At 75.0% G+C, this 23,787-nt stretch carries 20 protein-coding genes; 9 read left to right on the forward strand and 11 right to left on the reverse strand.

The genetic code is table 11. The annotated features are described in order from the left end of the window. The first annotated feature begins 187 nt into the window (after positions 1-187). Entirely contained in the window at positions 188-2,662 is a 2,475-nt protein-coding gene (locus ACQPYD_RS13760; RefSeq protein WP_433701381.1) for a GH92 family glycosyl hydrolase, read from the forward strand. A gap of 197 nt (positions 2,663-2,859) precedes the next feature. On the opposite strand, the gene ACQPYD_RS13765 is transcribed toward ACQPYD_RS13760, so the two are convergent. Both ACQPYD_RS13765 and ACQPYD_RS13770 read right to left on the reverse strand, forming a co-directional pair. Then, entirely contained in the window at positions 2,860-3,519 is a 660-nt protein-coding gene (locus tag ACQPYD_RS13765; protein ID WP_433701382.1) for a response regulator transcription factor, read from the reverse strand. After that, the gene (locus ACQPYD_RS13770; RefSeq protein WP_433701383.1) at positions 3,516-4,802 is read right to left on the reverse strand and encodes a sensor histidine kinase; all 1,287 of its coding nucleotides are present in this window, start codon (positions 4,800-4,802) and stop codon (positions 3,516-3,518) included. Before ACQPYD_RS13770 ends, ACQPYD_RS13765 begins: the two co-directional genes overlap by 4 nt. 170 nt (positions 4,803-4,972) lie before the next feature. On the opposite strand from ACQPYD_RS13770, the gene ACQPYD_RS13775 reads away from it, so the two are divergent. Then, positions 4,973-5,893 (forward strand): ABC transporter ATP-binding protein, encoded by a 921-nt coding sequence (locus ACQPYD_RS13775; protein WP_433701384.1) that lies wholly within the window; start codon positions 4,973-4,975, stop codon positions 5,891-5,893. Between the two features lie 41 nt (positions 5,894-5,934). After that, entirely contained in the window at positions 5,935-6,756 is an 822-nt protein-coding gene (locus tag ACQPYD_RS13780; RefSeq protein ID WP_433701386.1) for a hypothetical protein, read from the forward strand. A 185-nt stretch (positions 6,757-6,941) separates the two neighbouring features. Here ACQPYD_RS13780 and ACQPYD_RS13785 read toward each other — a convergent pair whose 3' ends face one another. Continuing rightward, the gene (locus ACQPYD_RS13785; protein WP_433701387.1) at positions 6,942-9,233 is read right to left on the reverse strand and encodes a glycoside hydrolase family 3 N-terminal domain-containing protein; all 2,292 of its coding nucleotides are present in this window, start codon (positions 9,231-9,233) and stop codon (positions 6,942-6,944) included. A gap of 560 nt (positions 9,234-9,793) precedes the next feature. Between ACQPYD_RS13785 and ACQPYD_RS13790 the strand changes: the two genes are divergently transcribed. Next, the gene (locus ACQPYD_RS13790) at positions 9,794-9,877 is read left to right on the forward strand and encodes a cittilin family RiPP precursor (protein ID WP_352982781.1); all 84 of its coding nucleotides are present in this window, start codon (positions 9,794-9,796) and stop codon (positions 9,875-9,877) included. A gap of 216 nt (positions 9,878-10,093) precedes the next feature. Then, positions 10,094-11,332 carry a cytochrome P450 gene (locus ACQPYD_RS13795; protein ID WP_433701388.1) on the forward strand — a complete coding sequence of 413 codons (1,239 nt, stop codon included), beginning with the start codon at positions 10,094-10,096 and terminating at the stop codon, positions 11,330-11,332. Between the two features lie 102 nt (positions 11,333-11,434). On the opposite strand, the gene ACQPYD_RS13800 is transcribed toward ACQPYD_RS13795, so the two are convergent. The 4 genes from ACQPYD_RS13800 to ACQPYD_RS13815 form a co-directional block, all read right to left on the reverse strand. Continuing rightward, positions 11,435-12,190: a methyltransferase domain-containing protein gene (locus ACQPYD_RS13800; protein ID WP_433701390.1), complete on the reverse strand. Its 756-nt coding sequence runs from the start codon at positions 12,188-12,190 to the stop codon at positions 11,435-11,437. Between the two features lie 181 nt (positions 12,191-12,371). After that, positions 12,372-12,581, reverse strand: coding sequence for a hypothetical protein (locus tag ACQPYD_RS13805; protein ID WP_267949824.1), 210 nt, complete (start codon positions 12,579-12,581; stop codon positions 12,372-12,374). Between the two features lie 122 nt (positions 12,582-12,703). Beyond that, positions 12,704-13,222, reverse strand: a complete 519-nt coding sequence (locus ACQPYD_RS13810; protein WP_433701391.1) for a pyridoxamine 5'-phosphate oxidase family protein — start codon at positions 13,220-13,222, stop codon at positions 12,704-12,706. A 59-nt stretch (positions 13,223-13,281) separates the two neighbouring features. Continuing rightward, positions 13,282-14,472 (reverse strand): multidrug effflux MFS transporter, encoded by a 1,191-nt coding sequence (locus ACQPYD_RS13815; RefSeq protein WP_433702043.1) that lies wholly within the window; start codon positions 14,470-14,472, stop codon positions 13,282-13,284. A 718-nt stretch (positions 14,473-15,190) separates the two neighbouring features. Here ACQPYD_RS13815 and ACQPYD_RS13820 point away from each other — a divergent pair. The 4 genes from ACQPYD_RS13820 (at position 15,191) to ACQPYD_RS13835 (ending at position 20,042) form a co-directional block, all read left to right on the forward strand. Beyond that, complete coding sequence (locus ACQPYD_RS13820; RefSeq protein WP_433701392.1) at positions 15,191-15,736, forward strand: hypothetical protein; 546 nt, start codon at positions 15,191-15,193, stop codon at positions 15,734-15,736. A 305-nt stretch (positions 15,737-16,041) separates the two neighbouring features. Beyond that, positions 16,042-18,612, forward strand: a complete 2,571-nt coding sequence (locus ACQPYD_RS13825) for a M14 family zinc carboxypeptidase (RefSeq protein WP_433701393.1) — start codon at positions 16,042-16,044, stop codon at positions 18,610-18,612. A gap of 216 nt (positions 18,613-18,828) precedes the next feature. Then, on the forward strand, positions 18,829-19,425 hold the full coding sequence (locus tag ACQPYD_RS13830) for a DUF4352 domain-containing protein (protein ID WP_433701394.1): 597 nt from the start codon (positions 18,829-18,831) through the stop codon (positions 19,423-19,425). A 146-nt stretch (positions 19,426-19,571) separates the two neighbouring features. After that, positions 19,572-20,042: a GNAT family N-acetyltransferase gene (locus tag ACQPYD_RS13835; protein ID WP_433701395.1), complete on the forward strand. Its 471-nt coding sequence runs from the start codon at positions 19,572-19,574 to the stop codon at positions 20,040-20,042. Between the two features lie 48 nt (positions 20,043-20,090). On the opposite strand, the gene ACQPYD_RS13840 is transcribed toward ACQPYD_RS13835, so the two are convergent. From ACQPYD_RS13840 to ACQPYD_RS13855, 4 genes are all read right to left on the reverse strand, one after another. After that, on the reverse strand, positions 20,091-20,723 hold the full coding sequence (locus ACQPYD_RS13840; RefSeq protein WP_433701396.1) for an MBL fold metallo-hydrolase: 633 nt from the start codon (positions 20,721-20,723) through the stop codon (positions 20,091-20,093). Then, positions 20,720-21,805 (reverse strand): S-(hydroxymethyl)mycothiol dehydrogenase, encoded by a 1,086-nt coding sequence (locus ACQPYD_RS13845; protein WP_433701397.1) that lies wholly within the window; start codon positions 21,803-21,805, stop codon positions 20,720-20,722. The genes ACQPYD_RS13840 and ACQPYD_RS13845 overlap by 4 nt, the downstream gene beginning before the upstream one ends. 103 nt (positions 21,806-21,908) lie before the next feature. Further along, complete coding sequence (locus ACQPYD_RS13850) at positions 21,909-22,799, reverse strand: LysR family transcriptional regulator (protein WP_433701399.1); 891 nt, start codon at positions 22,797-22,799, stop codon at positions 21,909-21,911. 121 nt (positions 22,800-22,920) lie between these two features. Further along, on the reverse strand, positions 22,921-23,682 hold the full coding sequence (locus tag ACQPYD_RS13855; protein ID WP_433701400.1) for an SDR family oxidoreductase: 762 nt from the start codon (positions 23,680-23,682) through the stop codon (positions 22,921-22,923). Positions 23,683-23,787 lie beyond the last annotated feature (105 nt).

Raw genomic sequence — 23,787 nt, forward strand, 5'->3', positions numbered from 1 at the left:
CCCGGCCACGCCTCCGGTCCGCCGCCCGCGTGACGCGCGGGCGGCGGACCGGAGGCGTCCGTGACGCCCCGGCCACGGGGCGGCGAAGACCGCGCCAACTCACGGCACGGGGTCTGGTCCGTCCGCGCCCCCGTGGGGCACACTCACCGGAGCCGTCCGTCACCCCCGCGTAAGGATCCAGCCCAGGATGACCTCCCCCGCACACACCCGCGGCACGGGGCCCGCCGCCCCCCGCGGCGCCCGCCGCCCACGGCGCCCGCTCGCCCCGGTCCTCGCCCTGGCCGTGGGCGCCGCCCTGCTCCTCCCCGTCCCGGCGACCGCCGCCCCGGCGCCCGGGCCCTCGGCCGTCGGCTCGCCCGCACGGTACGTGGACCCGTTCATCGGCACCTCCGGCGGCGGCAACACCTACCCCGGCGCGGTGCGGCCGTTCGGCATGGTCTCGTGGAGCCCCACCACGACCCGCGGCGACCAGACCGACACCGGGGCCGCCAACGGCTACGCCTACGACGCCACCCGGGTCCGGGGGTTCGCGCTCACGCACGTCAACGGCGCCGGATGCCATCCCGGAGCGGCGGGGGACGTGCCGATCATGCCGGTCACCGTGCCCGTGGACACCTCGCCCAGCGCGGACAGCGCGGACGAGGTCTACGCGAGCGACTTCGACCACGCGGACGAGTCCGCCACCCCGGGCCGCTACACCGTCACCCTGGAGAACGGGGTGCGCACCGACCTGTCCGTCACCGACCGGGCGGGCGCGGGCGAGTTCGCCTTCCCCGACGGCGTCCCCGCGAACCTGCTCTTCCGCACCTCCAACTCGCTCAACGGCAGCGAGGACGCCGAGATCAGCATCGACGAGGAGGCGCGCACGGTGTCCGGCTCCGTGCTGACGGGCGCCTTCTGCGGGCAGCGGGCCAACGGCGGGGAGAACAACCGCAGGTCGTACTACCGCCTGCACTTCACCGCGCACTTCGACACCCCGTTCACCGAGGTCGGCGCCTGGGAGGACGGCGAACTCCGGGAGGGCGCCACGACCGCGTCGGGCGGTGAGGGCTACGACAGGGCCGCCCGCCGGGGCGCGGGCTCCGGCGGCTACGTCGGCTTCGAGGAGGGCGCGACCGTGGGCGTGCGCGTGGGGATCTCCTACGTGGACGCGCAAGGGGCCGAGGAGAACCTGGCCGCCGAGATCCCCGCCGGGGAGGGCGCGGACGTGGACGCGGTCGCCGCGGAGGCGGAGGAGGCGTGGAACCGGCGCCTGCGCACCGTCCGCGTCGGCGGCGGCGCCGAGGACCGGCTCACCGCCTTCTACACCGCCCTCTACCACTCCCTCCTCCAGCCCAACCTGGTCAGCGACGTCGACGGACGCTACCCCGGCATGGACGGCGACCCCCACCGCGTCGTCGGCGACCAGGGCGCCCAGTACACGAACTTCTCCGGCTGGGACCAGTACCGTGCGCAGATCCAGCTGCTGGCGCTCCTGGAACCGGAGGTGGCCGGCGACTTCGCCCAGTCCCTCCTGAACTTCTCCGAGCAGAACGGAGGGGTGTGGGACCGCTGGGTCCACATCAACGGGCCCACCCACGTGATGACGGGCGACCCCTCCGCCGCGACCCTGGCCACGTTCGCCGCCATGGGCGTGGACGGCTTCGACTCCGGGGCCGCCTACGACTCGCTGCGGGCGCAGGCCACCGAGCCGCACCCCGACGGGCTGTCCGACGCCGGGTGCCCCGGCCAGTGCGAGGGCCAGCGGCCGCACCTGGAGCGCTACCTCGAACTCCACTACGCGCCCCAGGACGACTGCCACTGCTGGGGCGGGGCCGCCGAGACCCTGGAGGCCTCCGTCGCCGACCACTCCCTGGGCCAGTGGGCGGCCCGGCTCGGACGCGGGTCCGACGCCGCCGCCTTCGCCGAGCGCGGCGGGTACTGGCGCAACGTGTTCAACCCCGGCGCGACCCCCGGCGCCGGGTACGTCCAGGCGCGCGACGCCGACGGCTCGTGGGTGACCCCGTTCGACCCCGCCCGGGACACCGGCTTCGCCCAGGGCACGAGCGCCACCTACACCTGGATGGTGCCGCACGACGTCGGCGGCCTGGCCGACGCGATGGGCGGGCGCGGGGCCGCCGCCGCACGCCTGGACGGGTTCTTCCGCACCCCCGGCGGCGAGTGGTCGGTGGGCGGCGGCGACCCCCTCCGCTACGACCCCACGAACGAGCCCGGCATCCACGCCCCCTGGCTGTACAACGCGCTCGGCCAACCGTGGAAGACCCAGGAGACGGTGCGCGAGATCGCCGCCTCCCAGTACGGGACGGGGCCGAGCGGGCTCCCGGGCAACGACGACCTCGGGACCATGTCCGCCTGGTACGTCTTCGCGAGCCTGGGGCTCTTCCCGCAGGCGCCCGGACGCGGCGAACTGCTGCTGTCCAGCCCCGTGTTCCCGTACGCGCGGATCGCTCCGCGGGGGCGACCGCCCATCACCGTCGTCGCCCGCAACGCCGGTCCGGACGCGGTCTACATCGACTCGGTGCGCCTGGACGGCGAGCCGTACGGGCGCTCGTGGCTCCCGGAGGAGTTCACCACCGGGGGAGGGACCCTCACCCACGTCCTGGGCACACAGCCGGACACGGAGTGGGCCACCGGCGCGGAGGACCTGCCGGTCGACCACTGACACGGGCCCGCGCCCGCCGCGCCCGCTCCGCGAGGACCGGGTGCGGCGGGCGCGGGGACCTCACCGCCGTCGGGACCGGCGCGGCCCCGTCGGGCGGCGGCGGGGCGCCGTCCCCGTGCCCGCCCGGGCTCAGGCCTGCACGGTGAAGCCCGCGCGGCCCTGAACCGGCGCCCCCGGTCGGTCCCGCCCCGGCCACCTCACGGCGGGGGCGGGGCCGCGACGCCCGCCTCGTGGGCGAGCAGGCCGGCCTGCGTGCGGTTCTCGCAGTCGAGCTTGGCGAGCATGCGCGACACGTAGCTCTTCACGGTCGACTCGGACAGGAACAGGCGGGCGGCGATCGAGGCGTTGGACATGCCCTCCCCCAGACAGCCCAGGAGTTCGCGCTCCCGTACGCTCAGCCCCCTCACGCGTGCGCGTGCGCCCTCCGCGCGGACGCGGTCGCCGGCCGAGGCGCCCAGCAGGCGGCGGGCCGCCACGGGTGACATCACCGTGTGCCCGTCGGCGGCCACCCGCACGAGGTTGACCAGGTCCTCCGCGGGCGTGGTCTTGACCAGGAACCCGATCGCGCCGGCGCTGAGAGCGCGGACCACGTGCGTGTCGTCGTCGAACGTGGTGAGCGCCACGACGACCGGCGGGTCCGCCAGCGCGGTGATGCGCCTGATGGCGGCGATGCCGTCCACCCCGGGCATGCGCAGGTCCATCAGCACGACCCGGGGGCGCATCCGGACCACGGACTCCACCGCCTCCGCGCCGTCCCCGGCCTGGCCCACCACCTCGATGTCGTCCGCCGAACCGAGGATCGTGCGCAGGTGCGCGCACACCATCGGCTCGTCGTCGACCACGACGACCCGGATCACGGAACACCACCCGCCCCGTCCTCGCCGCTGTCCCCGTCCGGCAGTATCGCACCGATCCTGAACCCCCCGCCGCCGTCCGGCCCCGCCGCGAACGTCCCGCCGAGCAGGTCCACGCGCTGGCGCAGACCCTCCAGCCCCGAACCCGCCCCGCCCCCGGCGAGCAGGGGGTCGGGCGCGGCCACGGGAGCGGAGTTCACCACCTCGACCACGACGGCGTCCGGGCGGTAGCGCAGGTCCACCCCGACATCGGAGCCCGGAGCGTGCTTGCGGGCGTTGGTCAGCCCCTCCTGCACGATGCGGTACACCGCGCGGGCGGTGTGCGGGGCCGTTCCGGCGGGGGCCCCGGAGACCGTCAGCTCCACCCGCTCCCCGGCCGCCCGGGCCTCGCCGACGAGTACGGCCGGGTCCGGTCCGGGCTCCACGGGGCCGGAGGGGAACGCGTCCGGGTGCTCCGCGTCCGCGGCCCGGTCCTCCCGCAGAACCCCGATGATCCCGCGCAGCTCCTCGATCGCGCGGCTACCCGCTGCGCGGATGCCGTCGGCCGCCTCGCGGACCCCCGGATCCGAGGTCGCCACGGCCAGCGCGCCGGCCTGCAGCACCATCAGGCTCACCTGGTGCGAGACCACGTCGTGCATCTCCGCCGCCAGGCGCCGCCGCTCGTCGGCCCGGGCCCGGTCGGTGAGCAGCGCCCGTTCCCGCTCCTCCTGGAGGGCCCGGTCCCGGCGCGCCTCCGCCAGCCTTGCCCAGAGGCTGAGGGAGGCGCCGCCGAGGACGGGCGCCGCCGCGTTGAGCACCGTGACCAGGACGGGGCCGCCGGCGGGCAGGGCCACCGCGGTGGTGACCGCGACGTAGCCGGCCAGCGCCGCCCCGCCCAGTGCGAAATGGCGGGGCGCCCACCCCTCGCGTACCAGGACCGTGCTGCACCAGGCGACCGCGAGGAGCGGCCACACGAGGCCGCCCTCGTGGGAGAGGTCGCGCCACACCGAGTCGGGGGCGACCAGCAGGACGCTCGCGGCGACCGTGACCAGGACGGACGTCAGCGGCTCCGCCCGTGCCACGGGCGCCGCCAGCGACGCGGCGACCATGACGGCGACGCCGAGGGCCACCGTGCCCGGGGCGGCGCCGGGCATGATCGCCTGGCAGAACAGCCCGTTGGCCACGGCGACCGCGGAGAGGACGACGGCCGCCGCCCTGCGCAGGCCCGCGTCGCGTCGCGCCGGAGCCGACCGCGGCACCACGGCCCCTGCCACCGGGGCCGTGTCCGCCCCCTCCGTGTCGACCATGCCCCCACGGTAGGCCCGCACGGGGACGGTCGGGGGCGGCCGGGGACGGAAGACAACTTTCGTCGACAGGGGTGACCACCTTGTGCGCTCGCGGGTCCACCGCCCCCGACGGTTGCCTGGAGCGAGCCGGTCCACGAGGGGCCGGGACAGCACTCGCATCCGGAGGCGGCGTGATCGAGGTCGAGGAACTGACCAAGGAGTACAGGGGGCGCAAGGCGGTGGACGCACTCTCATTCACGGTCCCGGCAGGGCAGGTCACGGGCTTCCTCGGGCCCAACGGCGCAGGCAAGTCGACCACGATGCGGCTCGCGCTGGGCCTGGAGCGCCCCACGGAAGGGCGCGCGCTGGTGAACGGCCGCCGCTACCGCGACCTGACGGAGCCGATGCGCGAGGTAGGGTCCCTGCTCGACACCGGGGCCATCCCTCCCGGCATGACGGGCGCCGCCCACCTGGGGTGGCTTGCCCGCGCCGGCGGCCTGCCGGCCCGCAGGACGGGCGAGGTCCTGGAGGCGGTCGGCCTGGCCGACGCCGCCCGGCACAGGGTCTCGAGCTACTCGCTGGGCATGCGCCAGCGCCTGGGCATCGCCGGGGCGCTGCTCGGCGACCCCGGCACGCTCGTTCTCGACGAGCCCGTCAACGGCCTGGACCCCGAGGGGGTGCGGTGGATCCGCACCCTGCTGCGGGGCCTGGCCGCGGAGGGGCGCACCGTCCTCGTCTCCAGCCACCTGATGAGCGAGATGGCCGACACCGCCGACCGGGTCGTGGTGATCGGCGCGGGGCGGCTCATCGCCGAGGAGGGGACGGACGAGCTCATCCGGCACGGGGCCACGGGGAGGGTGGCCGTTGCGACCCCGCACCGGGACCTGCTCGCGGCCGTCCTGGACGAGGCGGGTCTGGCGGTCGAGCGCGACGCCTCCGGCGGGGGGCTGACCGTGCTCGGCGCGGACGCGGCGCGGGTGGGCGAGATCGCCGCCCGCCACGGCGTCACCCTGCACGCCCTGGTCCAGGAGCGCGCCAGCCTGGAGGACGTCTTCATGGAACTCACCGGCGACACCGCCGTGCACCGCTTCGCCCCGGTCGGCTCCCGATGACCCCGCGGCGCCGACCGCCCCGCACCCACGAGGAGAACACGATGACGACGGCGACCGGGCCGAGCGCTCCCGCGACCGGCCGGCGGGCCCCCGGGTTCGCGGCGGCGCTCCGATCGGAGTGGTCCAAGTTCTGGGCACTGCCCTCCAACCGGACGATCCTGGGCGTGGCCGTCGTGCTGACGCTCGGCATCACCCTGCTGATGGCGGTGTTCGGCGACACCGCGGCCATGGCCCGGGAACAGGAGGACGGCCGCTACAGCGTGATCTTCTTCGGCAGCACGCTCGGCGTGTGGGTCCTCGCCGCTCTCGCCGCCAACGTCGTCGCCTCCGAGCACCGCAACGGGACGGTCGCCCTCACCCTGGCCGCGACCCCGCGCCGCGGGCGCGTCCTCGCGGCGAAGCTGGTCGTCGTCGCGGTGCTCGCGCTCGGGTGCGGACTCGTGGTCTCCCTGGCCAACTTCGCCCTCACCCAGGCGGCCCTGGCGGCGGCGGGGGAGGCCACCGTCCGCCTCTCGGACCCCGGCATGCTCCGCGCCGTGCTCCTCTACATCCCGGTGTCCGCGTTCTCCCAGGCCCTGCTGGCCGCCTGCGCGGCCGTCGTGCTGCGCAGCGCGCCGGGGGCCTTCGGCCTCGTCGTCCTCCTCAGCACGCTGCCCGTCGTGGGGGCCCGGTTCTTCGGATCCTGGTGGAGCGAGAACGTCCCCCGGCACATGGTCGGCGCCGCGTCCGAGAGCGTGGCGGGTATGGCCGTCCCGGGCACGGAGGGCTTCCTGCCCACCCTGCCCGCGCTGCTCGTCATCGCCGTGTGGACCGCGGTGTCCGTGGCGGTGGCGGCGGCGGCCTTCACCCGCCGGGACGCCTGAGCCCTGCGCGCCGATGGCAGAGGGCCCGCCGCGTCATCGGGGGCTGTCTGTTCCCGGACGCCCCGCGGCGCCCGCCGCGCCCGCTCCGCGAGGACCGGGTGCGGCGGGCGGGGGCCTCACCGCCGCAGGGACCGGCGCGGCCCCGTCGGGCGGCGGAGGGGCGCCGTCCCCGTGCCCGCCCGGCCTCAGGCCTCCACGGTGAAGCCCGCGCGGAGCAGGTCCTCCTCGCGCGACGACGGGCCCACGAGGAGCTCGAACCCGCCCGGCTCGACCACGCGCGCGCCCGAGGCGTCCACGATCGTGCAGTCGGCCACCGGCACCTCGATCTCGACGACACGGGACTCGCCCGGTTCGAGAAGCACCTGCCGGTACGCCTTGAGCTCCTTCTCCGCCCACGTCACCGACGCGACCGTGTCGCAGACGTAGGCCTGGACGGTCTCCAGCGCGGGCCTGGCGCCCGTGTTGGCCACCGTGACCCGGGCGCGGACGGTGTCCCCGGGCCCGACCCCGGGCCGGGGGATCCGCAGGTCCGCGTATTCGACGGTCGTGTAGGAGAGCCCCTGGCCGAACGCGAACGCGGGGCGCTGGGTGAGGTCCGCGTACCGGTCGCCGTGCTGGCCGCGCACCTGGTTGTAGAACGTCGGCTGCTGGCCGGCGTGCCGCGCGAAGGAGATCGGCAGGCGGCCCGAGGGCTCCACCAGCCCGAGCAGCAGCTCCGCGACGGCGCGCCCGCCCAGCATGCCCGGGTTGGCCGCGTACACGAGCGCGGCGGCGTCCAGCGCGGAGTCCGGCAGCACCAGCGGCTTGGAGGCGACCACCACGACGACCATCGGGGTCCCGGTCGCGGCGAGGGCGTCCAGGAGCGCGACCTGTCCGCCCACGAGTTCGAGGGTCGCGGTCGACCTGCCCTCGCCCACGAGCTCGATCCGGTCGCCGACCACGGCGACGACGACGTCGGCGTCCTCGGCCGCCGCCACCGCCTCCCCGATCATCCGCCCGTCGGGTTCGGCGGGGACCACGACGCGGGGGCGCGGCTGGCCGTCGGGGAAGAACTCCCCCTCCGGGTCCGGGGCGAGGCGGAGGATGTCCGCGCCGCGGGCGTGCCGCACCTTCCACCCCCGGGGGAAGTGGTCGCGCACGCCGTCCAGGACGGTCCGGACCATCCCGCGCGGGTGGCCGTCCGGAAGCCAGTCCACCTGCCCCGACGCGCCGGCCCAGTCGCCGAGCTGGGTGTGGGGGTCGTCGGCGTTGGGCCCCACCACGGCGACGGTGCGCGCCGGGGCGTCCGCGGCGGCGCCGGCCCGCCCGGAGGCGTCGGCGCGGAACCCCCCGTCCAGGGGCAGGGTGCCGTCGTTGGCCAGCAGGACCAGGGAGCGGCGGGCGACCTCCAGGTTCAGGTCGGTGTGCTCCCGTGCGCCGATGACCGCGGCCTGGCGCTCCGGACTGGGGTGGCGCGGGTCCTCGAACAACCCGAGCTCGAACTTGAGCGTGAGGATGCGGCCGACGGCGGCGTCGATCTCCGCCTCGGCCAGCGTGCCCCGGGCGACCGCCTCCTGGGCGCCCTCGAAGAACTGCGGCGTGGTCATCACCATGTCGTTGCCCGCGCGGACCGCGGCCGCCGCGGCCTGGACGTGGTCGGCGTACACGCGCTGCTCCCACACCATGCGGCCCACGTTGTCCCAGTCGGTCACGAGCGTGCCGGTGTACCCCCACTCGCCGCGCAGGACCTCGTCGAGCAGCCAGTCGTTGACCGTGATCGGCACGCCGTCCATGGACTGGTAGCCGAGCATGAAGGTGCGGCAGCCCTCGCGCGCGACCCTCTCGAACGGGGGCAGGAACCACGAGCGCAGCTTGCGCCGCGAGATGTCCGCCTCGCTGGCGTCGCGTCCGCCCTGCGTCTCGGAGTAGCCGGCGAAGTGCTTGGCGCACGCCAGGATCGCCGTCGGGTCCTCCAGCCCCTCGCCCTGGTAGCCCCTGACCATCGCCGAGGCCATCTCGCCGATGAGGAAGGGGTCCTCGCCGAAGGTCTCGCTGACGCGTCCCCAGCGCAGGTCGCGGGCGATGCACAGCACCGGGGAGAACGTCCAGTGGATACCGGTCGCGGCGACCTCGACGGCCGTGGCGCGGGCGACCCTCTCGACGAGCCCGGCGTCCCAGGTCGCCGCCATGCCGAGCTGGGTCGGGAAGATCGTGGCCCCCTCCCAGAAGGAGTGCCCGTGGATGCAGTCCTCGGCGACGAGGAGGGGGATGCGCAGCCGCGTCCGCTCGGTCAGGGCCGCCGCCTCCAGGACCCGCTCGGGGGAGGTGTGCAGGATCGAGCCCGCGTGCATGTCCTCGATGAGCGGGCGGACCCCGTCCTTGGCGTCGAGCTGCAGCATCTGGCCGACCTTCTCGGGCAGCGTCATGCGCCCCAGGAGGTCGGCGACCCGCTCGGCGTGGCCCAGCGCGGGGTCGAGGTAGGGAAGGGGTGCGTTCAACGGGGTCTCTCCTGCGGCGTCGGCTGGGCGCGGTCTGGTCGCGGATGCGGGTCGGCGTGGCGGGAGGCCGTCACGGACAGCCATGGGAACGCTCCCATGGGCACGGGCCGTGAGATTCCCCCGCGAACACGGGCCCCTCCGACACCCTCGTGGCGGGGACGCGCCCCGCCCCGCGGCGAGGAGCGGTCCGCGTACGGTCGTACGCTACGGCAGTCACCGCCACCCGCGTCAAACCGGGGGCCGCAACGTACCGGGTACCGCGGGCGGGCGGGGAAACGCGCGGCGCCGCACCGGCCCGCCCGCGCGCCCGGCCACCGTGCTCCACGGCGGCGGGCCCGCCCGGGGCGGTCACCGGCCCGCCCGCGCGCCCGGTCCCCGCCGACGCGCCGGCGGGGGCGCCGTGCGGCCCCGCGGCGGGCCTGTCCGCGCCGCCACCCCCGGCTTACCTCCGCACCTGTGATCGCTCACCTCTCCGCCACTGCCTCGGCCGCCGGGGGTCCGCGTAGTGTTCAGCTGGTCGCCCGGAGCCACCGGGAAACCCCGCAGGAGGGAACGAACCGATGAGGAAAGTCGCCTACCGCATCGCCGCCAGGCTGGGCATCGTCGACAGCGAGCGCCTGACCCGTCCCTACATCTACTACTAGGCCGCCGCCTCCCCGGACCCGCGCCCCGGTCCGCCCGGCCCCCGCCACACCCGCGGACCCCCCGAGAGCGGGTCCCGGAGCCTCCGGGACGCCGCGGGCACCGACCCCCGGACCGCGGTCCGGCGGGCACGGCCCCGGCGTCCCGCCCCCCGCCGCTCCCAGGGCCCGTGCCGATCCTCCGGGGCACGGGCCCGCCGCCTTCCCAGGACGGTCCCGATGACGGTCACCCACACAGCCCCTCCGGGACCCGGGGGAGGGCGCGGCACGGCCAACGCCGCCGACTACGCCCTGGACCCGCTCGGCTTCCTCACCGGGGCGGTGCGCGAGTTCGGCGACGTCGTCTCCCTGACCTCCTCCAACGTGCTCCTGGCCCACCCCGAGGACATCGGCCGCGTCCTGGTCGACCGGGGCGAGAACGTCGTCAAGATCAGCGACGGCACCCGGCGGGGGCCCACCGGCTTCCCCCTCGCCATGATGAACAGCGAGGGGGCGGACTGGGAGCGCAAGCGCGCCCGGCTCCGCCCCGCCTTCCGCAGCGAACGCCTCGCGCACCTGGAGGAGGCCGCGCGGGAGGGCGTCGCCCGCACGGTCGGATCGTGGGCGGACGGGCAGACCGTCGACGTGCACCACGAGATGTCCCGGCTGGCCATGCTGGTGGGCGCCACCCACATCGCGGGCCGCGAACCCGGGGAGCACGGCGAGGCCCTGGCCGGCGCCGTCGCCGCCATCATGCGGCTCACGTCGTCCCCGCGCCTGCCCGCCTGGCTGCCGACCCGCGTCAACCGCGACCTGCGGCGGTCCCTGCGCGACCTGGACGACGCGCTCGCGGTGATGATCCGCGAACACCGCGACGACGGCGCCGGGACGGCCCTGGACGCCCTCCTCGCCGACGACCCGCCCTTCGAGGAGGTCCGCGACGAGCTGGCCACCCTGCTGATGTCGGGCTACGAGACCACCGCGGACGCGCTGACCTGGCTCCTCCACCTCCTGGGGGCGCACCCGGAGGCGAACGCCCGGATGGGCGAGGAGGGGTTCGCCCGGGCCGCCGCCCAGGAGGCCGTGCGCCTCTACCCGCCCGCGTGGGTCATCAGCCGGGAGACCGTGCGGCCGTTCGAGGCGGGCGGCCACACCCTCCCCGCCGGGACCGTCCTCGGGCTCAGCCCGTGGGTGACCCACAGGGACGAGCGGTGGTTCCCCCGGGCCGCCGAGTTCCGCCCCGAGCGCTGGCTCGCGGGCGGGCCCTCCCACCGCTACGCCTACTTCCCCTTCGGGGCGGGGCCGCGCGGCTGCATCGGGGCGTCGATGGCCCTGCGCGAGGTGGAGGTGATCGCCGGGGAGCTGTGCGCCCGCGTGCGCCTGGAACCCGTCGCGCCGGAGGCGGTGCGGCCGCGCCCGGCCCTGGCGCTCCAGCCCCGCGGGGTGCGCGCGGTGGTCCGGAAGCCGCGGCGCGACTGAACCACCCGGCTCCCCCTGCCGTCCTGCGGGAGAGGGCCCGGCGACCGCTCGCCGTGACCGGCGCGGGCGCCGAGCCGGCCGGGATCACCCGCGGACCACGTTCTAGCGCCGGGCGCAGACCAGGAAGAACGGGATGGCGACGAACAGCCGCCCCGTCCCGGCGCGCTCGCGCTGCTCGTCCGCCCACGCCGCCGCCCGGTCCCCGGGGACCGCTCCCGCCGCCACGGCCGCCGAGGCAAGGCCGGTGAGCATGGGCAGGACACCGGCGTCGGTGAACAGGAGCACGCTGCCCTCCACCTCCACGTCCCCGAAGCCCGCCTCCATCAGCAGGGCGCGCTGCCGCCGGGGCGCGCGGGGGTCGGGCATGCCGTCGGCGTACGAGGAGACGATCGCGCGCGTCAGCACCGGGTCGGCCGAGTCCACGGCGTACGCCTCCCAGTCCTGGCCGAGCAGGACGACGCGGCCCCCGGGGGCCAGGACCCTCCGGGCCTCGGCCAGGGCGCGCGCGGGATCGCCGAGGGAGTGGTAGACCTTCTCCGCCCTGTACCCCTGGACGCTGCCGTCGGGCAGGGGGAGCGCGTAGGCGTCGCCGCGCAGGAACCCCGGTCCGGGGTGGCGCCCGAGGGCGGCGCCGAGCATGCGAAGGTCGAGGTCCACGCCGACCACGCGCGGCCCCTCGGCGGCGATCTCCGCCGCCGCGCGTCCCGCCCCGCAGCCCACGTCCACCACCGTGTCCCCCGGCCCCGCGCGGAGGAGCTCCCGCGCGCGTGAGCGCAGCCGCACCGCCCCGGGCGTCAGGTCGAACCGGTCCAGCCTGGCCAGGAGCCGGTCGGTGTCCGACCGTTCGGAGGTCCGCATGGAAGGGATTGTGGGGCCCCGCCGACCGGACGGCAAGACCCCCGCGCCCCTCCCGTGCGGCCCCGTCCGCGTCTGCGGCGTCGCGGTGGCGGTCGTGCGCTGCGCGCGCCGGGGCACGGGGGCGTCCGCGCACAGCGGCGCCCCGCTCGCCGGTGGCGGGCGGGGCGCAGCGGACCAGGGGTCATTCGGAGGGTTCGGGAAGCTCCGGGCATTCGATGGTCGGGTTGACCCCCACGTAGTTCAGGGGGCCCACGAAGACCGTGCCCACGGTGTGCCCGAGGTTCGAGCACGAGGCCTCGTCCGCGCCGAACAGGCCGCGCTGGAACGCGGCGATCAGGCCGATGAGAAGCCACAGGACGACCAGCGTCGAAAGAACGATCTTCACGCGCACTCTCTGCCTCCAAGGGGGGGTGAGCTGACGAGGCGGCGTTGCTTCGCCAGGGATCTACCCGCGAGGAGGGACGTCTCACCTGCTTCGCCCGCCGGGCGGCGCCGAGCCGTCCGGCGACCGGCTCAGGGCCACACGTCGAAGCGCCACCGGGTGGGGCCGTGCGGCAGTTCGTCGGAGGGGAACGCGAACACCGTCGACGGGGTGACGGTGAAGACCCGGTAGGGCGGCGGCCCCGCGGTCGGCGCCCCCTCGGGGCCGGTCAGCTCGCCGTCCCCGGGGGCAGGGGCCCACCCGTAGCGCTCGGCGTACGCCGCGGCGACCCTGTCCAGGCGCTCGGCGTCCAGCACCGCCTCGACGGTCCCCTCCACCACCACGTCCATACGGCCCGTGCCGAACGCCAGGCTCACGTCGGGCGAGGACGCCATCAGGCGGGACTTGGCCGAGTCCTGCCCCGAGGCGAAGCAGGGCTGGCCGTCCACCCACACCGCCAGCAGGGGCCGCGTGTGCGGAGGGCCCTCCGCGCGGGACACGGTCAGCCAGTACGTCCCGGCCGTCTCCACCAGGTGGGGGAGGACCTCCGACCACACGCCGGGGGGTCCGCTCGTCAGGGACTCGGCCTTGGGATCCGGAAAAGCGAACACGACACACTCCTCTGGGCTCTCTGGCGTGAACAGACCAGGGTAATGGGCGGTGCCGACACTCACGCCGCCGCGGGCGCGGTGCGCCGGACGCGCAGCGCGAACCCGGCGAAGACCGCGGCCGCGCCGACGGCGGTGGCGAACATGACCACCGTCATGCTGGAGAGCGTCACCGGGCCGAACAGCCCGGCGGTGGCGGCCAGGCCGGACCCGATCGCGAACTGGAGCGAGCCCAGCAGGGCCGAGCCGCTTCCGGCGACCTGGGGCGGCTGCCCGTTCAGGGCCAGCGCGGTCGCGTTCGGCGACACCAGGCCGGTGAACACCATCATCACGAACAGGGCGGCGGTCACCGTCACCAGGTCGGCGAGGCCCGCGGTGTCCAGCAGCGCCAGGCCCGCCACCGACAGGATCGACCCGGCCAGGCCGAGGATCAGCCGGCGGTGGATCTCCACCCGGGGGATGAGGAACGCGTTGAGCTGGTTGCCGAGGATCATCCCGAGGGTGGTCACCGCGAACACCAGGCTGAACTCCTGGGCGTTCGCGCCGAACCGCGACTGCGACACGAACGAGAACGTCGAGATGTAGGTGAAGCTCATGCCGAAGCTCAGCGCGAGCGTGAGCGTGGGCCCCGTGAAGCGGATGTCGCGCAGCAGGCTGCCGAACACGCGCATCTGCGCGCGCGGGCTGATCCGCTGGCGCTCCTCGCGCGGCAGGCTCTCGGGCAGGCCGAACAGGACCAGGCCGAAGGTCAGCAGGCCCGCGCCGCCCAGCACGGCGAAGAGCAGCTGCCAGGGGCCGAAGAAGAGGAGCTGTCCGCCCAGGACCGGGCCGAGCATCGGCGCCAGCCCGGCGAGCAGCACGAGCCGGGAGAAGAAGGTGGCGGCGGCGTCGCCGTCGAACACGTCGCGCACGATCGCCCGCGAGACCACCAGTCCGGCGGCGGCGGACAGCCCCTGGAGGAAGCGCAGCGCGCTGAACGCCTCCACGCTCGACACCATCGCGATGGCGAGCGTCGTGGCGGTGAACACGCCGATCCCCGCGAGGAGCGGCAGGCGGCGTCCCCACCGGTCGCTGAGCGGTCCGATGATCAGCTGTCCCAGGGCGAGACCGGCCATCACCGACGTCAGGGTGAGCTTGACGCTCGACTCGCTGGCGCCGAGGTCGGCGGAGATCTGGGGCAGGGCGGGCAGGTACAGGTCGGTGGCCAGCGGGCCGAGGGCGGACAGCACGCCCAGGACGAGCACGAGCAGCAGCGTGCGGCGGCGCGTGCTCCGGTCCCCGCCGCGAGGGGCGGCGTCCCGGACGTCGGTCGCGTCGGCGCGGACGACCGGGGTCGCCTCGTCGGTCGCGGCGGTCTCCGGGGCGCGGTGCTTCGGGCGCACGGAAAGAAGGGTCACAGGGGCTCCAGCACAGGAAAGGTCAAGGACAGGGAGAACCGGGAAGGTGCTCGGGCGCCGTGAACCGCCTTCGGGCGGGGCACCGTCAAGAAAGTCCCACGTGGGGATACTCCCGGCACCAACACAGGACCGGGCCCCGGCAATCCCGGCTTTACCCGGCGATCCGCGTGATCCGCGTTACGTAGCGCGAACCCCCGTGTGGGGCGGGGTTGCGGAGGACTGTGACGGCGGCCATGAGGGCCGCGGCGCGGACCGGTGAGCCGTGATCAGGGGCGTGGCGGCCGGCCCGGCGGCGGCCTCCGTGGCAGCGCGCGGCCGGAGTCCTCCCACCGGTCCCGGCGTGGGCCCTTCCGCGGGGCGGGACCACGGTCGGCGGCGCGGGGCACGGCGCGGTGCCGCGGGGGAACTCCGTCCACGCCGGGGACGTGCCCGCGCATTCCGTCGTGCGCAGCCCCGGTCCAGGGGCTCCTGGACCGATTCCCACCCTTCCGCACACCGATGTCCCCAGGGGTTGCTATGGTCGCGCTCCCGACCCCGATCGTCGTGCTGTGAACCGACACCCCCAGGAGCCCCGGTGCGCCCCACCGCCCCCGTCGCCTCCGCGGCCGCCGTCCTGCTCGTCCCCGGCCTCAGCGCCTGTGCCGAGGACGCGCCCGTGGAGTACTCCTTCGAGTCCGTGGAGGAGCAGGAGGCCGACCTGCCCGCCCCGGAGGAGTCGATGCCGGTCCTCCTCGAGATCGGGGACACCCACACCTGGGACGACGGCCTGTCCGTGGGACTGTCCGACGTCGAGCTGCCCGACGGGGACGCCCTCGGAGACAGCGGCGGCCGGGGCATGGTCACGTTCACCGTCGCCCTCACCAACGACAGTGACGTCCCGGTGCGGATCGACCGCATCGACTGGTTCTGCACCGGCGGCGTCGAAGGCGACGACGAGGCCTTCGAGGAGTACGCACACGAGCGGCCCGGCACGATCCGGCCCGACGCCACCGGCATCCTGGAGCCCGCCTGCGAGATGCCCGCCGAGGAGTACGAACTCCAGCTCCTCCTGGGCCTCTCCAGACCCGGCGACGCGGAGCTCGCACACAAGGCCGTGTTCTTCTCGGGCATCGTCGAGTAGGCGCGGGCGGGGGCCGGCGGATCACGGTGGCGTCGGCGCCGGGCGGGGGGAGTCCGGGGCGCGTGAGACGGGCTCATCGACGGCGAACCCGCCGGGCCGGACGTGTGCCCGCGTGAGCCCGGACGCCTGCTCCCGGCGCCCGGTCGGGTTCGCGCGCCCGTGTGCCGCCGCCGGGGCCGTGCCCGGCCGGTCGGGAGGGTCGGGAGCACACGCGCCGCCGCGCGAAACAGGGATTTCACGGCTGCCGGTCTTGTCCGGCACCGGCCGTGTCGGTAGGAACGGTGGGGACCCCAGGAGGAGCCCCCGTGCACCAGCCCCCTCAGCCGCGCCCCCGATTTCGCGCCCCGTCCGTCCTCTCCGGCACACTGGCCGCCGTCGTCGCGGCGGGCCTGCTCGCCACCCCCGGTGCCGCGTCCGCCGACCCCGTCCCGCGCGGGGAGGCCGCCAACGGCCCCGAGCGCAACGACCGGGCCGCCGGGGCGGAGGCCCTGGACGGCGCCTCTCCGCACGCGTTCGCCGCCCCGCCGGACGCCGCCGGGGTGGACCCGGACGCCCCCTACCCCAGGCGGACCGCACTCCCGGAGCCGCCGGAGGACCCCGACGACCACTCGGTCAGGCTCGGCCTCATGCCCTACCACGGCATCGCGCCCGCCCTCAACGAACTCCAGGAAGCCTCCGACCGGGTGAGCGCGGAGGTCGTCGGCACCTCTGTACAGGGCCGCGACATGTACCTGGTCACCGTCACCGAACCCGAGAACCGGGCCGAGTCCGACCACCAGAGACGGATGCGCGAGCTGATCTCGCAGGACCCCGCGCGGGCCGCCCGGGACAGGACCCTGCCCGACCGCTACAAGGCCCCCGTGCTCGTCAACGCCAACATCCACGGCAACGAGTGGGAGGGCACGGACGCGTCGCTGCGGGTCATCGAGGAGCTCGCCACCGGCACGGACGAGGCGACGGAGGAGCTGCTGGAGAGCACGCGGCTGTACTTCGTGCTGACCGCCAACCCGGACGGCCGCGTGGCGGGACAGCGCGCCAACAGCCGCGGCTTCGACCTCAACCGCGACTTCGTCACCGTCTCCCAGCCCGAGACGGCGGCGGTGCGCCAGGTCGTGATCGACACCCAGCCCCTGGTCCTGCTCGACCAGCACGGGTACGTCAACGGCACGCTCATCGAGCCGGGGACGCCCCCGCACGGCCAGAACTACGAGTACGACCTCTACATCAAGCACACGTACGCGAACGCGGAGAACATGGAGGAGGCCGTCCTCGACCTCGGGTACACGCCCGAGGACGACGGGGTGGAGCCCCCGCAGATCCCCTTCCGCGACTGGGAGGACGGCTGGGACGACTGGCCGCCGATCTTCACCCCCATGTACGCGCCCTACCAGGGGGCGGTCGCCTCCGCCACGGTCGAGTTCCCGATGCGCGTCAACAACGCCGACTACGACGACCTGGACGAGGAGGAGCTGCGGCGCCGCTCGGCGATCAACACCGACGTCTCCGCCGCCACCATCGGGGCGACGCTGGACTACGTCGGAGAGAACCGCGACGAGCTCATCGGCGACCAGGTCGAGGTGTTCCGCCGGGGCGCGGCCGGTGAGGAGCAGGTCGTGCCCCCGGAGGGGTGGGTGCCCGGGTTCGACCCGGAGGACGTGTGGACCACCGAGTTCCCGCGCGCCTACGCGATCCCCGCGCAGGGTCCGGCCGCGGCCCGCCTCGTGGACCTGCTCGTCGCCAACGACGTGGTCGTCGAACGCGCGGACGAGGGCTTCGAGGCGGGCGGGACCTCCTACGACGCCGGGACGTACGTGGTGGACATGCACCAGCCCAAGCGCGGCATGGCCAACGTCCTCCTGGAGAACGGGCGGGACATCAGCGAGGACGTCGGCGCGATGTACGACATCTCCGGATGGAGCCACGGGCTGCTGTGGGGGGCGCGGGTTGACGCCCTCCACACCGAGGTCGGGGCCGACACCGCGCCCGTGGCGGCGGCCGGCCCCTCAGGGCGGGTGGACGAGGCGGGCGGGCACGGCTGGGACCTGGCACTGGACGACGGTGCCCAGGTCGCGGCCCTCAACGCCCTGCTCGCCGACGGGGTCGAGGTGACGTGGAGCGGGCGGGGCGGCGTGCTCGTCCCCGCGTCGGCCGCCGATGCCGTCGAGCGTGTCTCCGACCGCCACGGGGCGGTCTTCGCCGGGGCGGAGGGCGGCGGGGGCGAGGGGTTGTCGGCGCCGACCGTCGCCGTGGCGGGCGCCGCCGACGAGCTGTTCACCCTCGGCCGGATGGGGTTCGACGTCGAACCGGTGTCCACGCGCGTGCTCAACGACGGGTTCGACTGGACCGGGGTGGACGTGCTCTACGTGTCGAGCGGGCTGGTCCACGCCGACCTCGACGCGGAGGCCCGCGCGGACCTGGACGCGTTCCTGGAACACGGCGGAGTGGTGGGGAGGGGCCCGACGGGCGCCCGCTTCAACGACCAGGCCGGTCTGCTGGACGTGGTCAGGCATGCGGGACGCCCGGACGCCAACGGCGTGGTGGCCGTGACCGCCGGGGACGGGGCGCTGGCCGGGACGGGCGGGCACTCGTTCGTGTACTCGCCCGGGTGGTTCACCGACCTGGGCGAGGACGTGTCCGTCGAGCAGTCCTACGCCGCCGAGGGGCCGCTCGTGGCCGGGCACTGGCGCGCCGACGCGAACGGGGAGGGCGGCCAGGACGCCGCCGCCGGACGGGCCTCCGTGGTCAGCGGTGTCGCGGAGCAGGGCGCGTCCGTGGTGCTGTTCGGCACCGAGCCGATGTTCCGCAACCACCCCAAGGGCCTCTTCGGGCAGGTCGCCCAGGCCCTCTACTGGAGCTCGCTCGCCCAGGAGGGCTGAGCCCGCCCGCACCGGCGCCGCCCCGGAGGAGGACTCCGGGGCGGCGCGGTCGCCCGGGGATCCCGGTCTTGCCCGGGAATTGTCAAGGCGTCGGTCTCAGCACGGAAAGCCTTTGGCGTAATGAGCCCTCTTTCCCCGGGCGGATGGGTGACCCTTGGAGGAGGGAGGGAATCCCGCCTGTCCGGGCCGGACCTTCCCGCGGGGGAGCAGTGCGCCATGTACGAACAACCGCCGGGTGGACCTCAGTACCCTCAGCAGCCGCCTCCCGGACAGCCACCGCCCCCGCAGAAGAGGAGGGCCTGGCCCTGGGTCCTGCTCGGCTGCGGCGGTGCCGCGCTGCTGGTGATCATCCTGGGCGTCGCCTGCACGGTGTCGCTGTTCGCCGGAGGAGCCGGCCAGGAGACGGCCGACGACGCGGGCGAGGCCGAGTCCGTCGGCATGGGCGAGCCCGGCACGGTCGGCCAGTGGGAGGTGACCGTGAACGGTATCGAGACGGCCGCCACCTACGGGGACGAGTTCTCCCAGGAGACGGCGCAGGGCGAGTACGCGATCGTGGACCTCACCGTGAAGAACACCGGGACCGAGGCCACGATCTTCGACAGCTCGGCGATCAGCCTCGTCGACTCCGAGGGCAACACCCACTCCTCGAGCGGGTCCCTGACGGCCGATTCCCTGTTCCTGGAGCAGATCAACCCGGGCAACGAGGTCTCCGGGTCCGCTGCGGTGGACGTGCCGAAGGGAACCGAGATCACCGAGGTCGAGGTGACGGACACGCTGTCGACGGAGGGCCCGCTGGTGGTCGAGGCGGACTGACGGCCCAACGCCCCGGCCAGTCCCGGGAGCCCGGGCGCCCGGGAGGGAGGTGGCCGCTGGGCCCCGCGGCCCGGGGCGGCGGGCGGGAGGCGCCCGCCCGGAAAACCCGTGGTGTCCGGTCGGAGCCGCCCCCTAGGGTTTTCGCCATGACCACTCCTGCCCCCTCGCTCCGCCTCGCGGAGATCACCCCCGCGAACGTCCACGCCGCCCTCGGGGTGAAGGTCCGCGAGGACCAGAACGCCTTCGTGGCCCCCGTGGAGCGCTCCCTGGCCGAGGCCTACGCCTCCCGCGCCACGGCCTGGCCCCGCCTCGTCATGGACGGGGACGAGGCCGTCGGCTTCGTCATGGCCGACTTTGCTCCCGACGAGGAGGAGCCGGACTTCCGCTGCGGCATCTGGCGGCTCAACATCGCCGGGGACGCGCAGGGGAGGGGGTACGGGCGGTTCGCGGTCGGGGCCGTCGCCGCCGAGGCGCGTGTGCGGGGGAACCGGAGGCTCACGGTGATGTGGGTGCCGGGCGGGGGCGGCCCCGAGGGCTTCTACCTCGGTGCGGGGTTCCGGCCCACCGGACGGGTGATGGGCGGACAGGTGGTCGGGGAGATGGTCCTCGACCGGTGAGGGGGACGGCCCCGCCGCAGGGGCGGGGCCGCGAACCCCTCCGCACCGTCAGTGGCCCCGGTCGATCCACTCCTGGAGGTGGGGCGCCTCTTCGCCGACCGTCGTGGAGTCACCGTGCCCGGTGCGCACCACCGTGTCCGGAGGCAGCGTCAGCAGCCGGTCGCGGATGGACCCCACGATCGTCGGGAAGTCCGAGTAGGACCGCCCCGTCGCCCCGGGCCCGCCCCGGAACAGGGTGTCCCCGCTGAAGAGCGTCCCCAGTTCCGGCGCGTACAGGCACACCGCCCCCGGGGCGTGGCCCGGGGTGTGCAGCACGTGCAGCCCGGTCCCGGCCACCTCGACCGTCTGCCCGTCGGCCAGTTCCCCGTCGGGGGCGCGGTCCGGGTGGGTCGTGTCCCACAGCACCCGGTCGTCGGGGTGCAGCAGGATCGGGGCGCCGACGGCGTCGGCCACCGCCGGGGCTGCGTTGACGTGGTCGTTGTGCGCGTGCGTGCACACCACGGCCACGACCCTGCGCCCGCCGACCGCCGCCAGGACCGCGTCGGCGTCGTGGGCCGCGTCGACGACCACGACCTCCTCGTCGTCGCCGACCAGCCAGACGTTGTTGTCGACCTCCCACTCGCCGCCGTCCAGGGCGAACACCCCGGAGGTGGTCAGGAGTTCCACGCGCGCGCCGCTCACAGCCGCACCACCGAACGCAGGACGTCGCCGCGCTCCATGCGGACGAAGGCCTCCTCGATGTCGCCCAGGCCGATCTCCTCGCTGACGAAGGCGTCTAGGTCCAGGCGGCCCTGGAGGTGGAGGTCGACGAGCATGGGGAAGTCCCGCGAGGGGAGGCAGTCGCCGTACCAGGACGACTTCAGCGCGCCCCCGCGCCCGAACACGTCCAGCAGCGGCAGCTCCAGGCGCATCTCCGGCGTGGGCACGCCCACCAGGACCACGGTGCCCGCCAGGTCGCGGGCGTAGAACGCCTGCTCGTAGGTGGAGGGCAGCCCGACCGCGTCGATGACCACGTCCGCGCCGAAGCCGCCGGTCAGCTCGCGGATCGCCTCGACGGGGTCGGAGGCGGAGGCGTTGACCGTGTGGGTGGCGCCGAAACCGCGCGCCTGCTCGAGCTTGCGGTCCTCCAGGTCCACGGCGATGATCCGGTTGGCCCCCGCGAGGCGGGCCCCGGCGACGGCCGCGCAGCCCACGCCGCCGCACCCGATGACCGCGACGGAGTCGCCGCGGGTCACCCCGCCGGTGTTGACGGCGGCGCCGATCCCGGCCATGACCCCGCAGCCGAGCAGCCCGGCGGCGGCCGGCGAGGCATCCGGGTCGACCTTGGTGCACTGGCCCGCGGCGACGAGGGTCTTCTCGGCGAAGGCGCCGATGCCCAGGGCGGGGGAGAGTTCGGTGCCGTCCTCCAGGGTCATCCTCTGGGTGGCGTTGTGGGTGTCGAAGCAGTACTGGGGGCGGCCGCGCCGACAGGCGCGGCACTCACCGCACACCGCGCGCCAGTTCAGGACGACGTAGTCGCCGGGCCGGACGTTGACGACGCCCTCGCCGACGGACTCCACCACGCCCGCGGCCTCGTGGCCGAGCAGGAACGGGTACTCGTCGTTGATGCCGCCCTCGCGGTAGTGCAGGTCGGTGTGGCACACCCCGCACGCCTGGACCCGGACCACTGCCTCCCCGGGGCCCGGATCGGGGACGACGATCGTGGTCAGTTCGACGGGTGCTCCCTTGGCACGGGAGATCACACCCTGTACCCGCTGAGACATCTGGGCTCCCAAGACGTGGCTGTAGGCCGGAGCCGGCGGGCTCCGCTCCCGCCACCATGCCGTACCGGGCTCACACATGTCCAACATGTGAGAAGAGTGGGATTCACGCGTGGGAGTCATCAATCGGGTGCTCCTCGCGCAGCAGGTCGAGGAACGCGCGGGTCGCGCCCGAGGGGTGGGAGCCGCGCGGCGTGGCCAGGCCGACCCGCCACCGCGTGCCGCCGGGCAGGGGGGCGCTCCGCAGCCCGGCCGCCTGCGGCTTGTCCACGACCGGCCGCGGCACGACCGCCACCCCCATCCGGCGGCGCACCAGGTCCAGGAGGGTGTACACGTCGTTGACCTGGAGGGCCACCCTGCGGGTGATGCCGAACTCGGCGAACGCGAGGTCCGCGCAGTCCCGAGCGCCCCACCCCGGGTGCAGGTCCACGTAGTCCTCCCGCTCCAGCTGGGCCAGCACGTCCCCCGCGTCGATCGCGTGGTCGGGACCGGCCAGGAGCATGAGCGGCTCCTCCGAGATGCGCAGCAGGTCCGCGCCCCCCTCGCCCTCGAGGGGGCCCGCGACCAGGGCCGCGTCCAGCAGTCCGGCCCGGACCTGGTCCATCAGCTGGCCCGTGGCGGCCTGCTGGAGGTTGATCGCCACCTGCGGGTGCAGCGAGCGGTAGGAGTGCAGGAGGGGCGCCGCCTCCACGACCCCCATGCACTGCTCGGTGCCCAGGGCCAGGGTGCCGCGCACGCCGTCGCCGTCGGCCACCAGGTCCCTGAGCCCGTCCGCGGCGGAGAGGATGCGCTGGGCCTCGGCCCACAGCAGGCGGCCGGTCGGAGTGGGGCTCACGCGCCGGGTGGTGCGCAGGAGGAGCTGGGCGTCGAGGTCCCTCTCCAGCGCCCGGATCGACGCGGACAGGCCGGACTGGGTGATGCCGAGGTACTCGGCGGCGCGGGTGAAGTGCTGCTCCTCGCACACCGCGGCGAAGTGTCTCAACTGTCGAAGCTCCACGGCGCCAGCCTAACGAGCGCCGGGGGCCGGGCCGACCGCGCTCGGGGACCCGGCCCGCCGGACGGGCGGTCGCGGCGGCCGGGCCCGCCGCGTCACACCGTCCGCGCTCCCGGGCGCGACGCTAGAGGGACGTGCTCAGGCCCAGGCCGAGGCCGCCGTCCACGGGGATCTCCGCGCCGGAGGTGAAGGTGGCCCCGAAGCCCAGGAACAGGACGGCCCGCGCGACCTCGGCCACGGTGCCGTGCCGTCCCATGGGGGTGGCCTCGTCGCCGACCCTCATGAACTCGGCCCTGGTCTCCTCCGTGAGGCCCGAGACCCCCATGGAGGGGGTGTCCACGAAGCCCGGCGCCACCGTGTTCACCCGGATCCCGCGCGGCAGCAGCTCCGAGGCGAGCACCCGCGAGAACCCCAGCACGGCCGCCTTCGTGCCGGTGTACACGCTCATCCCCGGTGTCCCGGTCACGTTGGTGACCGACGTGGTGAACACGATGGACCCGCCGTCGGCGACCAGCGGCAGCAGCCGCTGCACCGTGAAGAAGGCCCCCTTCGTGTTGACCGCGAACATCCGGTCATAGGACTCCTCGGTGACCTCCGTGAACGGGCTGAACTCCGACGTGCCCACGTTGACGTGCAGGAAGTCGATCCCGCCCAGGGCGGAGCCCACGACCTCGGCCAGCGCCTCGGTGTCGGCCGCGTCGGCGGCGTCGGCGCGCACCACGTGCACGTCCGGCCCCAGCCTGCCGCGCGCCTCCTCCAGGTTCTTCTCGTTGCGCCCGGTCAGCAGGACCCGGGCCCCTCCGGCGACGAGGTCCTCGACCACGCCCAGGCCCATCCCGTGCGTCCCGCCGATCACCACTGCGCGCTTGCCGCTGTACTCGCTCATCTTTCCCGCCAGGTGTCTCCCGTGGGGAGGCCCGGCGGCCTCCCCGTGTGAGCACCACGATGGCCGCGGCCGCCACGGGTCCCCCACGGGAACACTACGGTTGGC

This window comes from Nocardiopsis sp. CA-288880 (genome assembly GCF_050955985.1).
GTDB classification, from domain to species: Bacteria; Actinomycetota; Actinomycetes; order Streptosporangiales; family Streptosporangiaceae; genus Nocardiopsis; species Nocardiopsis tropica.

Bases quoted from the DNA above. Each gene is read 5' to 3' on its own strand.
- ACQPYD_RS13760 (WP_433701381.1), top strand. From the start codon at position 188: ATGACCTCCCCCGCACACACCCGCGGCACGGGGCCCGCCGCCCCCCGC.
- ACQPYD_RS13770 (WP_433701383.1), bottom strand. From the start codon at position 4,802: ATGGTCGACACGGAGGGGGCGGACACGGCCCCGGTGGCAGGGGCCGTG.
- ACQPYD_RS13780 (WP_433701386.1), top strand. From the start codon at position 5,935: ATGACGACGGCGACCGGGCCGAGCGCTCCCGCGACCGGCCGGCGGGCC.
- ACQPYD_RS13790 (WP_352982781.1), top strand. From the start codon at position 9,794: ATGAGGAAAGTCGCCTACCGCATCGCCGCCAGGCTGGGCATCGTCGAC.
- ACQPYD_RS13795 (WP_433701388.1), top strand. From the start codon at position 10,094: ATGACGGTCACCCACACAGCCCCTCCGGGACCCGGGGGAGGGCGCGGC.
- ACQPYD_RS13800 (WP_433701390.1), bottom strand. From the start codon at position 12,190: ATGCGGACCTCCGAACGGTCGGACACCGACCGGCTCCTGGCCAGGCTG.
- ACQPYD_RS13830 (WP_433701394.1), top strand. From the start codon at position 18,829: ATGTACGAACAACCGCCGGGTGGACCTCAGTACCCTCAGCAGCCGCCT.
- ACQPYD_RS13835 (WP_433701395.1), top strand. From the start codon at position 19,572: ATGACCACTCCTGCCCCCTCGCTCCGCCTCGCGGAGATCACCCCCGCG.
- ACQPYD_RS13845 (WP_433701397.1), bottom strand. From the start codon at position 21,805: ATGTCTCAGCGGGTACAGGGTGTGATCTCCCGTGCCAAGGGAGCACCC.
- ACQPYD_RS13855 (WP_433701400.1), bottom strand. From the start codon at position 23,682: ATGAGCGAGTACAGCGGCAAGCGCGCAGTGGTGATCGGCGGGACGCAC.